Annotated in this window: 13 protein-coding genes; all 13 read left to right on the top strand. The window is 40.8% G+C overall.

Annotated features, from left to right (window positions below; translation table 11 throughout):
* The first annotated feature begins 3 nt into the window (after positions 1-3).
* The 13 genes from BST85_RS02320 to BST85_RS02385 all read left to right on the top strand — a co-directional run bounded on the left by BST85_RS02320 (position 4) and on the right by BST85_RS02385 (position 15195).
* Complete coding sequence (locus BST85_RS02320; protein ID WP_104811788.1) at positions 4-588, top strand: sugar transferase; 585 nt, start codon at positions 4-6, stop codon at positions 586-588.
* A gap of 7 nt (positions 589-595) precedes the next feature.
* Positions 596-1879, top strand: a complete 1284-nt coding sequence (locus tag BST85_RS02325) for a nucleotide sugar dehydrogenase (protein WP_104811789.1) — start codon at positions 596-598, stop codon at positions 1877-1879.
* A complete protein-coding gene (locus tag BST85_RS02330) occupies positions 1879-2862 on the top strand; it encodes an SDR family oxidoreductase (protein ID WP_104811790.1) in 984 nt (327 codons plus the stop codon). Before BST85_RS02325 ends, BST85_RS02330 begins: the two co-directional genes overlap by 1 nt.
* Positions 2863-2869: 7 nt before the next feature.
* Entirely contained in the window at positions 2870-3679 is an 810-nt protein-coding gene (locus BST85_RS02335) for a sulfotransferase domain-containing protein (protein ID WP_104811791.1), read from the top strand.
* An 83-nt stretch (positions 3680-3762) separates the two neighbouring features.
* On the top strand, positions 3763-4602 hold the full coding sequence (locus BST85_RS02340; protein WP_104811792.1) for an ABC transporter permease: 840 nt from the start codon (positions 3763-3765) through the stop codon (positions 4600-4602).
* Between the two features lies 1 nt (position 4603).
* On the top strand, positions 4604-5839 hold the full coding sequence (locus BST85_RS02345) for an ABC transporter ATP-binding protein (RefSeq protein ID WP_104813869.1): 1236 nt from the start codon (positions 4604-4606) through the stop codon (positions 5837-5839).
* The gene (locus tag BST85_RS02350) at positions 5836-6528 is read left to right on the top strand and encodes a sulfotransferase domain-containing protein (protein ID WP_104811793.1); all 693 of its coding nucleotides are present in this window, start codon (positions 5836-5838) and stop codon (positions 6526-6528) included. Before BST85_RS02345 ends, BST85_RS02350 begins: the two co-directional genes overlap by 4 nt.
* Positions 6525-8663 (top strand): class I SAM-dependent methyltransferase, encoded by a 2139-nt coding sequence (locus BST85_RS02355; protein WP_104811794.1) that lies wholly within the window; start codon positions 6525-6527, stop codon positions 8661-8663. The genes BST85_RS02350 and BST85_RS02355 overlap by 4 nt, the downstream gene beginning before the upstream one ends.
* 779 nt (positions 8664-9442) lie before the next feature.
* Positions 9443-11113 carry a glycosyltransferase gene (locus BST85_RS02365; protein ID WP_104811796.1) on the top strand — a complete coding sequence of 557 codons (1671 nt, stop codon included), beginning with the start codon at positions 9443-9445 and terminating at the stop codon, positions 11111-11113.
* Positions 11085-12113: a glycosyltransferase gene (locus BST85_RS02370; RefSeq protein ID WP_104811797.1), complete on the top strand. Its 1029-nt coding sequence runs from the start codon at positions 11085-11087 to the stop codon at positions 12111-12113. The genes BST85_RS02365 and BST85_RS02370 overlap by 29 nt, the downstream gene beginning before the upstream one ends.
* A 1-nt stretch (position 12114) precedes the next feature.
* On the top strand, positions 12115-13059 hold the full coding sequence (locus tag BST85_RS02375; RefSeq protein WP_104811798.1) for a glycosyltransferase family 2 protein: 945 nt from the start codon (positions 12115-12117) through the stop codon (positions 13057-13059).
* Positions 13056-14030 carry a glycosyltransferase family 2 protein gene (locus BST85_RS02380; RefSeq protein ID WP_104811799.1) on the top strand — a complete coding sequence of 325 codons (975 nt, stop codon included), beginning with the start codon at positions 13056-13058 and terminating at the stop codon, positions 14028-14030. The genes BST85_RS02375 and BST85_RS02380 overlap by 4 nt, the downstream gene beginning before the upstream one ends.
* A complete protein-coding gene (locus tag BST85_RS02385; protein ID WP_104811800.1) occupies positions 14017-15195 on the top strand; it encodes a glycosyltransferase family 4 protein in 1179 nt (392 codons plus the stop codon). Before BST85_RS02380 ends, BST85_RS02385 begins: the two co-directional genes overlap by 14 nt.
* Position 15196 lies beyond the last annotated feature (1 nt).

Raw genomic sequence — 15196 nt, forward strand, 5'->3', positions numbered from 1 at the left:
CAGATGAGTTCGGCCCAACATCTTTTAAAGCGCGTGGTGGATCTTTTGATCGGCCTTCCTCTTGCTTTAGTCTCATTGCCCATTGTGCTTCTTCTGATTTTGCTCGCCAGTTTGAGTACGGCTCAATTTGGTCTTTTTTGTCAGCACCGCATAGGTAGGCATGGCAAAGGGTTCAAACTTTGTAAGATTAGATCCTTGAAAGGTTCAGATCATCTGGATGTAAGGGAAATGAAGCGGGCTACTGCGCCATTTGGGAAGTGGCTCAGAAATTCCAAACTGGACGAGTTGCCCCAACTTTGGCAGGTGGTCATCGGGCAGATGAGTTTGGTGGGACCCCGACCGGATATACCTGGTTATGCGGATCAGCTGCAAGGCGAAGATCGTCTCATCTTGGAGTTACGCCCCGGGATTACCGGGCCGGCCAGCATTAAGTACAAACAGGAAGATACCTTGTTGTTAAGCCAGGAAGATCCCAATGCTTATAACAATGAAGTGATCTGGCCGGATAAGGTCAGGATCAATAAATCCTACTATCAGAATTGGTCGCTTTGGACAGATTTCAGGTATCTTTGGCAATCGCTCATCTAAAGTTCTCATGAAAGAAAACCCCCAAATTGTGATTATCGGACTGGGCTATGTAGGCCTACCCTTGGCTGTGGCTTTTGCCGAAAAATACCGGGTGATAGGATTCGATATCAACACGGCTCGGATTACCGAACTCAGACAGGGAAAAGACCACACCCTGGAGGTGGAAGAGGAGCTGTTGGCAGCTGCTCTCATGCAGGATGGTGAATCGGGATTGAGATTTACTTCTGAGCCTGAGGAATTGAAGGGATCCGATGTGTTTATCATTACTGTACCTACACCCACCGATTCCCAGAACAAACCTGTATTAACTCCATTGGAAAAAGCCAGTGAAACGGTCGGTAACATTTTAGAGCCCGGGCAGATCGTCATTTATGAGTCTACGGTATATCCCGGATTGACCGAAGAGGTCTGTGTGCCCATATTGGAGAAGGAATCGGGCCTAATCTTTAACAAGGACTTCTTTGCAGGTTATTCGCCGGAACGGATCAACCCGGGAGATAAGAATCATACCATTAAAAAAATACTCAAAGTTACCTCTGGTTCTACCCCGGAAGTGGCCAGGTACATTGATGGCCTCTATGCTTCTGTGATCACAGCCGGGACTCATCTGGCGCCATCCATCAAGGTAGCCGAGGCTGCCAAGGTCATCGAAAACTCCCAGCGCGATATCAATATTGCCTTTGTCAATGAACTGGCCAAGATCTTCAACCTTCTGGACATAGACACCCGCGCTGTTCTCGAAGCTGCCGGAACCAAGTGGAACTTTCTAAAATTTACACCCGGATTGGTTGGAGGACACTGTATTGGAGTTGATCCTTACTATCTGGCCCAGAAAGCTGAGTCTGCGGGCTATAACCCTGAGATCATACTGGCCGGGCGTCGAATGAACGATAGTATGGGTGCCCATGTGGCTTCTCAAGTAGTCAAGCTCATGATCCAAAAGGAGATCCCGGTAAAAGGAGCAAAGGCTTTGGTACTTGGAGTTACCTTTAAAGAAAATTGCCCGGACATTCGAAATACGCGAGTCGTCGATGTTATTGCTGAACTCAAGTCTTATGGTTTAGATGTGGAACTTTATGATCCCTGGGCCGCTTCGGAGGAAGTTCATGAAGAATACGGACTAAATTTGGAAGAGGAGCTGAAAGATGACGCAAGTTATGATGTGATTGTACTTTGTGTGGCACACAATGAGTTCAAATCGCTAAATTTAGAATTGATGTCCAGCAGTAATTCTGTGATCTATGATGTAAAAGGTATACTCGCGGATGATATAGTCGATGGCCGTTTGTAATGTATCAAAATAAATTTCATACTGAAGATATAACGAAACTCAGCTTCCTGATAACAGGAGGTGCCGGCTTTATTGGGAGTAATTTGGTGGAATATCTCCTGAATCACAAGGCTGGCAAGGTCAGGGTTTTGGATAATTTGGCTACCGGATCCGAAGAAAACATCAGAGAATTCTTTAATCATCCCTCCTTCGAATACATAGAAGGGGATATACGAGATCTTGAGACTTGTAGAGAGGCCATGAGTGGGATCGACTTTGTATCTCACCAAGCTGCGCTTGGATCTGTCCCGCGTTCCCTGGATGATCCGCTTACTTCCCATGAGGTAAATGTAACGGGCTTTGTCAACATGCTGATCGCCCAAAAGGAGAGCTCAACCGTCAAACGAATGGTCTATGCAGCTTCATCGTCCACCTACGGTGATAGCCTGGAATTACCCAAGGTGGAGGATAGGATCGGAAACCCACTTTCTCCCTATGCAGTCACCAAACTGGCCAATGAGATTTATTCCGATGTCTTCTGCAGAAGTTATGGAATAGAGACTGTCGGATTAAGGTATTTTAATGTTTTCGGACCCAAGCAGAGCCCGGATGGACCCTATGCCGCGGTCATCCCACTCTTTATGCAAGCGCTAAAAGACAATGTTCCTCCTACCATTCATGGTGATGGAGACCAAACACGGGATTTTACCTTTGTTGAAAACGCTGTGCAGGCCAATATACGTGCGTTCTTTGCAGGACCTGAAGCGGCCAACCAGGTCTATAATGTGGCTTGTGGGCAGCGGATCAGCTTAAACGAACTCTGGGAACAGTTGCAACAATTGGCAGGAATTCAGTTAAAGGCCCATCACGGACCGGCCCGAAAAGGGGATGTGAGGGATTCCTTGGCTCAGATCGACAAGGCGAAAAAATATTTGAATTACAACAATTTGATCAGTTGTGACCTCGGTCTGCAGATCACATGGGATCATTTTTACCAAGACTAGAGGTGTGATGAGTCTAGGTTCATTATTTGATAAGATCTTTGAAAAGAACATATCCGGACGCATACGCAATCGGTTTGTGCAAGAAGGCTACAAACCAATCACATACAGTGAACCCAAGGATATTTTCATTGCCGGATATCCAAAATCGGGTAATACCTGGGTCCAGAATTTGCTAACAGGGATGTTGTTAGGGTCGGCATCGTCTACAATACCGCCAAAGTTGGTTAGCGAATTGATCCCCGACGTACATGCAAAAAATTACTATAAGCGCATTTTTAATACCATGCACTTTAAGACACATGATCTTCCCATGTATCATCATAAACGCGTTATTCACCTGATCCGGGATCCACGGGATGTTTATGTCTCTTACTACCACTTTTTAAATATGAGTGGGGTTGAAGAGGTGTCTTTTGAGGCCATGTTAAATGGTGGTAAGGGGTTGTACAAAAGTACCTGGATGGAACATACCAAGTCCTGGAATAACAATCCGCATGATGCACAGATATTGACAGTCCGTTACGAGGACTTACTTGTAGACCCCTTAAGGCAAATGCAAAATATGGCCAAATTCTGTGACTTGGAATTAACCGATGACCTGTTGACTGATATTTACCGTCAGAATACCATAGACAGCTTGCGGAAAAAGGTAAGCGACCAAGGCTGGGATTACGGCAAACAATACGGGAAGAATTCCATCAATTTTTTTCGTAAGGGTGGTAGCGGCAACTATAAAGAGGAACTCACAAAAGAGCAGATCCAACTGATCAATGATCGGACCGAAGCTATGCTCAAACACTACGGCTACCAGTTCTAAACACATCTTGATTCAAACTCCACTTAGTTCACGGACGTTTGGATTAGAATTTCTACCTTCGTGCAAACCTACTTACCTGAACTGTGGAAACCAGAATTTATCGGAAGGGCCGACAAGCGAGACCTTTTAAGGTCTTCAAAGATAGTCTTACCGACCTGTACAGATCACGCTTCTTAGCACGCCAATGGGCAACGAGGGATATCAAAGGACAGTATCGTCAATCTATTTTGGGGATACTTTGGTTATTCATTACTCCTTTGATGACGGCCTTGGTTTGGATCGTCCTTAACAGTTCCGGCACAGTTAAGTTATCTGATACGGGAATACCATACCCAATTTATGCTTTCTCAGGCACCTTGATCTGGTCCATAATTGTACAGTCCATCAATGCTCCCACGCTGAATACTTCGGCTGCGAAATCTGTCTTATCGAAGATAAATTTCCCCAAAGAGGCCTTGTTACTCTCCGGATTCTACAAATTGTTGTTCAACTCCTTTCCAAAGGTTTTGCTGTTGATCATTTTTTTGTTCGTTTTTGATGTTGGATATCATCATAGTCTGTTACTGCTCATTCCGGTCTTACTAAGCGCAATTTTCTTTGGGTTTACCATAGGAGTATTATTAACTCCAATTGCTCTTCTGTATAAGGATATTGGGCGTTTGGTCGCTACAGGTTTACGGTTTTTAATGTACGTTACACCGGTGGTTTATGCCATACCCGAAAGTGGCATGCTAAGGACAGTGATGCAGTACAATCCGTTTACTCCTTTCATTCTGACAGCCAGGGATGTTGCTACGGAAACGTCACCGGAAAATTTGGAATACTTCTTTACTGTTCTGGTATTGTGTATGCCTCTGGCCTTTGTCGGTTTGGTAGTTTATCGAATTTCAATACCGATACTTGTCGAACGAATGAATGCTTAGGATGGAAAAGAAGGGCGAAATATTAGTCAAGGTAGAGGGAGTTTCCAAGAAATTCTGTAAAGATCTAAAAACAGGACTTTGGTACGGGCTCAAGGACTTGTTCGGCAACGTCTTGGGCTCTTCTGCTTCTTCCGATCTACGACCCAGGGAATTCTGGGCGGTCCGGGATATCAGTTTTGAGCTACGTAGGGGCGAATGTCTGGGTTTAATTGGCCATAACGGGGCGGGTAAGTCTACCTTGCTCAAAATGCTGAATGGCCTGATCATGCCTGACGAGGGGACTATTACCATGCATGGCCGCATCGGGGCACTCATCGAGTTAGGAGCGGGGTTCAATCCAATTTTGACAGGTAGGGAGAACATTTACAACAATGGAGCTGTCCTTGGGTTTTCGCGAAAAGAGATAGACAATAAACTTGATCAGATCATCGAATTTGCTGAGTTGAAAGAGTTTATTGATATGCCGGTACAACATTATAGTTCTGGGATGAAGGTAAGGTTAGGTTTTGCCATTGCTGCCCAGATGGAGCCAGATGTTTTGCTGATCGACGAAGTTTTAGCGGTTGGGGACGTTGGTTTTCGAATGAAGTGTTTAACAAGACTAGGGGAACTCCTGACTAATTGTGCAGTTGTATTTGTTTCACATACTATGCCTCAAATTGCTAGGATTAGTAATCTTGCCTATTTATTGGAGAAAGGGACTATTCATAATTTAAGCGGAGATGTAGGGACGGCAATACAATCTTATTACAATCAATTCAAACAAAGGGATAGGGTTCAGCATGGCGGCGAATTAATCTCAGTTAAATCTTTTGAGATTCTTGATATTGATAGACAGATTGAATCACCAGATGGTTATTATCCATTGACTTTTAATCAGAGTTATACATTTAGACTTACACTAAAGGTTTCGCCTAACGTAAACGCATATTGGATAAACTATTCCTTTATTGATAAAGACACGAAACAAGTTGCTAATTTCTTTTCCTTGTTTTCCGAAATGCTTTTTGAGGAAAAAGGAACTGTTGTAGTTAATTCGTCTATCGAAAGTTTGAATTTGGGCCAAGGCCACTACAATATTGGCGTCGCTATAAATGAGTCAAAAGAGGATAAAACGAGAGGAGCAATCTACTTTTACGATTCTTGTATTGCAAATATTCGAATAACCGGAATTAGCGAAGGCCTCGCTCCTGTACAATTTGTTGGACAATGGACCGCAATATCAATGGATAAATGAAAGAGCACATATCAATATATTCTCATCCTAGAAGTGGAACCCATTTTCTGGAGGCTTTTATTGCCCGGAATTTTTATAGAGGCCAGAATTTATCTTCGAATGGTGCGATTTATTATGGGCATTGGTCTAACAAGATTTTGCTTGAGAGCGGTGAACCCTACCACCAATTATTTGGGTCTCATTTCTTTCCAGAAGAGGTAAAGAAAAAGAAAAGAAGGATATATATCTACCGAGACGGTAGAGCTGTAATTTCCTCCATTTATCGATCAAAGTTCTATTCGACTAGTTGGGACGGAATATCCTTTAGCGAATTTCTAAGAAAGAAGATTGATTGGTACGGAGGGCTGGGCAGAGAAGCTTACCCCGATATGAATATAGTTGAGCATTGGTATCATCATCTAAATTCCTGGATGAATCAACCTCAAGACGATTTGTTGATTATACGATTTGAAGATTTGAAACGGGATCCAAAAACGGTTTATAAATCAATATGCAAGAAGTTCTTTCCTCAAGAATATTTAAAATTACGGTTAGGAATCAACAAGAAAATTGATCCGATCCGAGAGAAAGTTGGATTATCACCTAACAAGGCAACCATTACAAGTTGGCAAACTCTCTTTTCTAAAGAAGATGAAGAATTTTTTATTAGTCAATTACCCTCATTGGAGTATTTAGATCAAACTAAATGAGCAAAAATAACAAAGTCCACTTTTCATGTTTACTTGACTCCAACCCCATCATGGATGCCCAGTGCTATGTTTGGGTCAATTCGTTGTTGGCACAAAACATTAGTCCGGCATTTATTCATGTCCATATTGTTGGTTCGCCCTCTAATGCGATCAAAGATTTCCTGGTTGAATTAAATGTTATTCTGCATTATCACAATGCACCATTCGATCCGACTAATTTATATTGTAATAAACTATTACAACTTGATTACTTTTTTGATTTGCCGCAGGGGGAGTACGTTGCTCTAATGGATTGTGATACAGCTCTTGTTGCACCATTTGATCTTAATTTTGATCAGCCTGTTTATTCCAAAATAGTAGATCTGCCGAATCCACCATTTGAGCTTATTCGTAAGGCTTATGAAAAGGCAGGTTTGCCGGTATCGACTGTAAAAACCAGCTTAAATAATAAAGATGGGGACAAGACTGTCGCGAATAATTGTAACGGAGGACTCTATCTGATCGCTGCAGAGTTTATTCATGATTTATCCATTCATTGGAAGAAATGGTCTAAATGGTGCATTGAAAATAAAGACCTCTTCGGAGTAGAATATGAAAAGCATGCCGACCAATTGGGTTTTGCGATGGCAATGACTCAAATGGGTAAGACAGTTTCATACTTGGATCTAGCCCATAATTTTCCCACACACCTTTCAAACTACGGTTTACCAGATGCAAGGCCTGTGGTACTGCATTTTCACGACAGATTGGATGAGCATATGCGGTTAAAGGGCATGAACTTGCCCTTAGCAGATCAAGCCATACAGGAATTAAATGATATCTTAAATGAACAATTAAACAGGTCATTAAATAATGCGATTTTCTGGAGTTTCAGATATGCGAAGTACCCGGGATTAGGCAGTGGGGTTGGGTCCAGAGGCGCGACTTTGGAGTATAAACAGCGCCTTATCCGTTATTCAAGCTATCCTTTTCAAAATAAGCCAGTTTTAGATGTGGGTTGCGGTGATCTTGAATTGATGAAAGGTTTTAATTTCGAACAATACACTGGGCTGGATGTTTCGGAGCAATCACTTGTTCTTTCAAGATCAAAAAGACCAGAATGGTCATTCAGTACCAAAGCACTTACAGATCCGGACATAAAACAAGCCGATCTGATTTTGTGCTTTGACGTATTGATCCACCAGAAGTCGTCTGATGATTTTTATTCATTGGTTAAGGGAATAATTGCTAAATCCGATGGGCGAATAGTTGTTGGTGCCTATCATGATCAACCCGAATTCACTTCTCACATCACCTATTATTACGAATCAATTTTGAACCTGATAATCGGGTCCGATGAATTTGATGAGATTGCCATAATAGGTCATTATCGCGATATAACAGTCGTAGCCGCGACGAAAGGCCAAACTGATCATAAAAGGGATATTGGATCGCAAGATTTGAATAGAGCCTTTCGGGAGGTGAATAGGCCAGACCTTTTACTTTATCTATCCGATATCTCCAGGAGCAAACTCGGATTTTATACGAGTCATTACCCTCGTGTATTCGAGTATACTTGGATATATGAGCAAATTGAAAACTTGCAACCAGGATCTATTCTGGATCTGGGAGCTGGTGTTTGTCCTTTACCTATTGCATTTAATGAGCTCGGATTTGAGGTGACCACCGTGGATTTACATAGCAAGGTTCGTTTAGCCGAGGAGAAAGCGGAGTGGAACGAATGGGGCTTTTTGGACTATGAGCAGATTTCAAAGGGCATAAGATCATTCAACGTCGACTTCACCAATTTCAAAAGCAATAAGAAGTTTGATGTCATTTATTCCGTTTCAGTTATTGAGCATATGCCAAAACGCATGAGAAGAAAAATTTTAAAAAAGGTGCGATCCTTATTGCAAAAGGGAGGTAAAGCCATTTTTACAATTGACCTTGTTCCTGGCACAGACGACCTTTGGAATTTCTCAGAAGGAAAAGAAGTAGAAGACAGAAAGACTCATGGAGACTTGAACATGTTTAGAAAAGAGCTCCGCCGTGTCGGAGTACGAATTGAATATGAGAATATACAACGTGAAGTGTTCAATTCTCGGACGGACCTGTATTATGTGATTGCAACTGCAGTGAAAAAATCTGTCTTTTGAACAATTCCAAATCTTCCAACATTCTCTGTATCACAGGAATGCATCGATCCGGTACTTCTTTAACCGCAAGTTGGTTACAAAACTGTGGACTCCAAATAGACGATGGTAATCTAATGGGAAAAGGAATAGGAAATGTTAATGGTCATTTCGAGGATGAAGATTTTGTCCATTTTCATGAACAATTAATATGCTTAAATGATACCAAGTCAAAAGGATGGATTGTATTCGAAAGAGTCCCAATCAACGAGTCTGACTTTCAATCAAAAGCTCTAAAATTGATAAAAAATCGAAGTCGAAAATTTCAACTTTGGGGGTGGAAGGATCCGCGTACTACAATTTTTTTACCTGAGTGGAATAGTTGCCATGATGGGATATTCTTTTTATTGATATGGAGAGATCCGTGTCAGGTAGTCTCATCATTAATTCGAAGAGCGAATCGATCCAAAAATGTAGTCAATCGGATTTCACTGATTCGTGCTCTACAAATTTGGAAATTCTACAATAAGTGTATATTGAATTTTTACAAGTCAAATTATGAAAATTGTGTTTTGGTAGACTTTTCAACTTTACCGATTCTGAATCGCGATTTATTGAATTTGATAAATAGCGAAGTTACGTCTAGTCAAAAACTAAACTATTTTGACTTCAATAAACTATATGATTCATCTTTAACTAAGACAAAGACCAATAGCATGCTCATTCACATTCTAGTCAGGATTTTTGGACTACGATCAATTCAAAAAGATCTTGTTAAGATGAGCTATAAAGGAAGATAATTTATGGCGGATCTGATATCCATTGTTCTTCCCAATTACAATCATGCCGAATTTCTAGACATCCGTCTAGAAACAATTCTCAATCAAACATATAAAGATTACGAGATAATTATCCTAGATGATTCGAGTACAGATGCTAGTCTAAATGTTCTTGAAAAGTATCGAAATCACCCTAAACTGGCTCATTTTATAGTTAATGAAGTAAATTCTGGAAGCCCTTTCAAGCAATGGAAGAAAGGAATTGACCTAGCTAAAGGAGACTGGATTTGGATAGCTGAAAGTGATGATTATAATGATGTTGATTTTCTTCAGAAGGCGGTAAATGCCTTTACATCAGGAGCATCATTATTTTTCTCGAAAACTGTAATTGTTGATGAACATGGAGAACACCTTAATGAAGCCGGTGCCATTGCCCCAGGGATACATTACGGAGTTGACCTTTTAAACAGTTTTTTCAAGTTTGGGAATATTTACAATGCTAGTTCGGTCGTATTTCGAAAAGAGGTTTCTAATGAGATATTGGAAAGAATGACCAATTTCGGAATATGCGGGGATTGGTTTTTGTGGGCAAGTATAGCTAAGAATGGTGATGTTTTTTTTGACGATTCCACCAATACATATTACAGGAATCACAGCACAAACACCTCAGGTAATTTGTTTAACAATAAAAAATACTATCTGGAGGTTGCTGTCATTTTAAAGTCAATTAAAGCTCTTGTAACCATAGACGATGAATTAGTTCGTCATTATACCAAACGATTATACGCATCCAATCTATCAAAGAAAGAGAAACTTTTTGTTTTGATTGCTTTAGGTAAAAAAATGGGGATATCATCATGGAAGCCCATTAACCGAGATTTGGTTATTAAATTGAGACGTAATGTAAAAAGGTCAATAAGAAGATGTTTTAATTCCATTAAATCATATTATCCTAAGAATCCAGATTACATCATTTTAGTATATACTTCGGGAAAAGTTGGTGGTAGCACGATTACCAGGACATTGAAACATTACATGCCAGATTGTTCAGTTTTTCACATTCACTATTTTACAGAACCTTGGCTCAAGAAGATGTCTCAACGAAGTGAAGATTTGGGGATAAGGGATGTTTGGGGAGCAAGAGCAAAGGAGGTTAAGGACTATTTGTCAAATAACCCGAAGACAAAAGTTAAGTTTATTGCTTTATACAGAGACCCTGTTGCACAACAAATAAGTGGTGAATTTCAGACATCGAAATTATCTGGAAACTTGACAGATTATTCAATTGACAAAATTCTCGAATCAATCAGCGGGAAGGACTTTTTTTATTTGGAAAAATGGTTCGATTCTGAATTCAAGTCCTATACTGGTATCGACATTTGTAATATGACTTTTGACCGCAGTCAAGATTTCTTTATACATCAAGACGATGACTTTGATCTCATGCTTGTTTCATTTGAGAAATTATTTGGCTGTTATAGAGAAGCTTTATTTCAATTCTTAGAGGTAGATTGTCCCGACCTGTTATCTGACAATCTAACTGCACAAAAGAATACGGCTTTATTATATGAAAAGGTGAAAAGTCAGTTTAAATTACCTAGAGAGATTGTAGATGGAATCTACTCATCGAATTTAATGTGCACTCTTTACACAGAAAAAGAAATAGATGAATTCAAAAGTAAATGGACCAAATAGATCCATTTCAATTATAGTATGTTGCTACAACAGTGAGTTAAGGATAGAACAAACTATTCGTTGTTTATCTCAATTAATTCTTCCAAATTCAACTGATGTAGAATTAATAGTTGTGGATAATGCTTCTACAGATAATACTAGCATTATTGTTCAGGAACTTTGGGAAAGTTTTGATTCACCATTTCCAATGCGACTTTTATTTGAAGAGAAACCAGGTCTATCAAATGCAAGAAAGAAGGGGACAGAATCTGCAAAAGGGGATTTCTTGTTGTTTTGTGATGACGATAATTTGTTGAGGGCAGAATATTTAGAGATTGGACTCGAAATTTTGAATAAGAATGAATCAGTTGCCATATTGGGGGGGATAGGAACAGAACTTATTGAGTCAGATAAACCAGAGTGGTTTGATAGGGTTAGAGTCATGTATGCGGTTGGTGATCAACATAAAGATTACCCGGACCTTACGCATTCCAAACAATATGTCTATGGTGCTGGTGCTTTTATGCGTAAACGCATTTTGACAGAAATCTTTGAGTCTAATATTAAACAAGTTTTTACTGATCGGACCGGGAATAAGTTAATCTCAGGAGGTGATAACGAATTAGGGTATTTGATTGTGGCAAGTGGATACCAAATTCAATGGTCTCGTGAATTAACATTTAAACATTTTATTCCAAATGAGAGACTAAATTATGATTATCTGAAAAGAATGCGATTGGGCTATGCATATTCCTTACCTCTCATAAATATGTATAGAGCGGCCTTAGAAGGCAAAGAATATACTTTTAAGATAAATTCATGGTTTTCTGACATCGTTATTTCGCTTAAACGATTTATTAGAATTAGCATCAGATTGAGAAGATCCAAAAAAAGGAATTTAACCTTGCTTCTCGAGTATTGGTTCTACCTTGGGAGGATCAAGGCGTTAATTTCGAGTTTTGAGTTTTATCGGAATGCGAATCGTCAAATAAAGAAGAATATCTCCATTTTAAGATCTTAAAATGATAAGTGTAATCACTCCAGCATTTAATGCATCAGTTTTCCTAGATCGAACCATGGCGTCCGTTCTGGCTCAAAAGGAGGTTACAGACTATATAATCATAGATGATGGGAGTTCAGACAATACTCATGACATTGCGCTAAAATGGTCTGAGAAGGACGCTAGGATAACTGTGTTGCGACACCCTGATCGTAAAAATCACGGTCGATCCGAGTCTAGGAACTTGGGTATAGAGAACGCCACGGAATCATATATTGCCTTTTTAGATGCCGACGATTATTACTTACCTGGTCGATTCGCAAAGGATATTAGGATTTTAGAGGAGAACCGGGATATTGATGCTGTATACAATGCTATAGGAGCGCACTATTACGACAGCTACGACGGACCCAGACCAGATTGGTTAAATCTTACTACACTAAATGAGCGTATTCCTGGAAACGAGTTGTTTGAAAGGATGACACCTATTGGTCGTTCTGGTTGGTTCTCTGGTAATGGTCTGACTGTGAGAAAGACCTTCTTTGATCGCGTTGGCTTATTTAATTCCCAATTGGAGGTGGCAGAGGATACCGAACTCTGGATTAAAATGGCGATGATAGGCAAATTAGAGGCCTCTTCAATAGATGATCCAGTTGCGATGCGAGGTGTCCACGATAAGAATATTTTCAATAAAAATCAGAAGTATTTCGAAAATGTCGTTCGAATGTATAATTCGCTAATTCGCTTTGCTCAGTCAAAGGATGTCTCAAGCCTTCGGATAGGAAAGCTATGGTCTGTTAGGTCCAGAGTTATAAAGTCGAAACATCCAGATCGTTATGGAGATTTGCTGTTGTTGAAGGATTCAGCCAAATTTCTACTTCGAAATCCTGGATTGATTCGGGTAGAGGGCATCAGACTCCAACCTTGGAGATCACTAAGAAATGTAATTGGAAAAACCTTGACGTGATACCACTTATCTCCATCATCATTCCCACCTATAACCGGGCCCATATGCTTGGAGAGACACTGGATTCCATAAAGTCTCAAACTTTTACCGATTGGGAATGCCTGGTTGTTGACGATGGTTCCTCCGACGATACAGCTACAGTTGTTGGCAAGTATGTGCTGGAAGATGCTCGTTTTAGCTATTTAAAGCGACCTGAAGACCTCCCCAAAGGAGCCAATAGCTGCCGTAACTTTGGCTTGGATCAAAGTAGAGGACAATATATTCAATGGTTTGATAGCGATGATCTTATGGTCAAAACCAAGTTGCACAAGCAGTTATCACTACTCGACAATTCCAATTACGATTATTGTGTTGCGCAAACCACCTTTATCGATACCAATAGTGGCGAAGATCTGGGTGTCAGGAATGAGCGAATGCAATCTGAGAATCCGCTGCCTGATTTCATTCAATTCAAGATCTTCTGGTTAACAGGAGCTGTGCTTTGGAAGAAGGATTTTTTGATGACATCAGGACTGCGCTTCGACCCTGATCTGCAACAGGCTCAGGACTATGATTTTCATATTCGGGCATTGGGGCTTTCTACCAATTACATAGCAGAGGACTCTATTTTGATGCGGTATAAATGCCATGGGGATAATATGTCTGTTTCCTTTACTAACAACCCACAAAAGATATGGTCCAACGCACGGGTAAAGGAGAAGATACTGAATAACTATACCCATATTCTGCCGGATTCTTTCATCCAGAAGAAATATGAGGAATTATTGGCCCAATATAAATTGTGTCTGCGCAAGAATTACCTTAAGGAAGCAAAAAGAATTGCCAGGATATTAGATAAAAGCTTGGATAAACTCAATTTTACCCCGTCAAAGAAACGCGGTATTCGATGGCGCATAGGCCTAGTTTATATTTCTCTGGGATGGCTTAAAAGAGGGGACAATTTGTTAAAGAACAGGCATGTCTTTGGGTAAAGAGCACAAAATAAACATTGGTTATGAAGGCCTGGGCTATGCCGAGTCAAGAAATATCGTTTGCCTCCTTCCTGAGGCCAATTATGTGCAGGTTTCAAAGTCCAAGCCTGGAGGGTTTTGGAAGAAATGGAGCGGATGGTATAGTTCCTCTACGGAAAGGCACTTGCACCACTCGAAACCAGGCTCAGGAATCGACTTTTGTCATTTTTTTAATTCAATACAGATGGGGTCAGGTCAATGGGGGACTACCTTCGAGACCCTGGTACCTTTTCATGACCAGCCCAATTTAGGCCGGTTTCTAAGAGCTGAGATCGAACACTTCAGCGAAGAGAGATTAATTGACCGTCTGGCTCATGAATCCTGCAAATTCCTGATTCCCATATCCCAAAATGCAGCTAATATTCAAAAGGCCGTATTGGAAGAGTATCCCTCTCAAAAGGAGGTCATTTTGTCCAAAATGGTTGTATTACCACCACCACAACCGCTACTGATCAAATCATATGAAAAACCTCCTGTAAGAGATGGAATTCACTTTATGATGTTGGGTCGAGATCTTCCCCGTAAAGGCGGTATTGAAGTGATCAGAGCATTTACCAAGCTATTCGGAGATAATCCATCCCTTAAATTGACCATGATCGGTTCCCTGCACAGTCAGAATAAACGGCATAGTCTGACTGATGAGCAACTACAAGAACTGGCGGGTCTGGCCCGTGCTTATCCAAGTCAACTGGATTGGCAGGAAGAATTACCCAATCAACAATTGGTCAGAAAAATGAAAGGTGAGGTTCATGTTGGCCTATTGCCAACTCATGCCGATACATATGGTTACAGTGTTTTGGAGTTTCAAGCGACCGGTTGTCCGGTAATTTCGACCGATATCAGGGCACTGCCAGAGATCAACGATCAGGAATGTGGGTGGATGATAAACCTTGCCAAAAACCATTTGGGGGAGGCAGTTGACTCTTGGGGTGAAGCTTCGTCCAGACTGGAAGCGGAGATCGAAACCCAATTATTCCGCATTGTCAATGAGATAATTTCAGACCCCACAGTGATCAGGGTAAAAGCAGAAAAGGCTTTACAGCGCATAGAGGAGTATCACCATCCTGACAAGTTCGCTGACCGATTAAGGAAAATTTACTTAAACTGTGGTTTGATTCAAGCTTAAC

Source organism: Aureitalea marina, from assembly GCF_002943755.1.
Lineage (GTDB): Bacteria > Bacteroidota > Bacteroidia > Flavobacteriales > Flavobacteriaceae > Aureitalea > Aureitalea marina.

What these genes read in the sequence shown, in the direction of transcription:
- BST85_RS02320 (WP_104811788.1), top strand. Translation starts at nt 4, where the DNA reads ATGAGTTCGGCCCAACATCTTTTAAAGCGCGTGGTGGATCTTTTGATC.
- BST85_RS02325 (WP_104811789.1), top strand. Translation starts at nt 596, where the DNA reads ATGAAAGAAAACCCCCAAATTGTGATTATCGGACTGGGCTATGTAGGC.
- BST85_RS02330 (WP_104811790.1), top strand. Translation starts at nt 1,879, where the DNA reads ATGTATCAAAATAAATTTCATACTGAAGATATAACGAAACTCAGCTTC.
- BST85_RS02335 (WP_104811791.1), top strand. Translation starts at nt 2,870, where the DNA reads ATGAGTCTAGGTTCATTATTTGATAAGATCTTTGAAAAGAACATATCC.
- BST85_RS02345 (WP_104813869.1), top strand. Translation starts at nt 4,604, where the DNA reads ATGGAAAAGAAGGGCGAAATATTAGTCAAGGTAGAGGGAGTTTCCAAG.
- BST85_RS02350 (WP_104811793.1), top strand. Translation starts at nt 5,836, where the DNA reads ATGAAAGAGCACATATCAATATATTCTCATCCTAGAAGTGGAACCCAT.
- BST85_RS02355 (WP_104811794.1), top strand. Translation starts at nt 6,525, where the DNA reads ATGAGCAAAAATAACAAAGTCCACTTTTCATGTTTACTTGACTCCAAC.
- BST85_RS02365 (WP_104811796.1), top strand. Translation starts at nt 9,443, where the DNA reads ATGGCGGATCTGATATCCATTGTTCTTCCCAATTACAATCATGCCGAA.
- BST85_RS02370 (WP_104811797.1), top strand. Translation starts at nt 11,085, where the DNA reads ATGAATTCAAAAGTAAATGGACCAAATAGATCCATTTCAATTATAGTA.
- BST85_RS02375 (WP_104811798.1), top strand. Translation starts at nt 12,115, where the DNA reads ATGATAAGTGTAATCACTCCAGCATTTAATGCATCAGTTTTCCTAGAT.
- BST85_RS02385 (WP_104811800.1), top strand. Translation starts at nt 14,017, where the DNA reads ATGTCTTTGGGTAAAGAGCACAAAATAAACATTGGTTATGAAGGCCTG.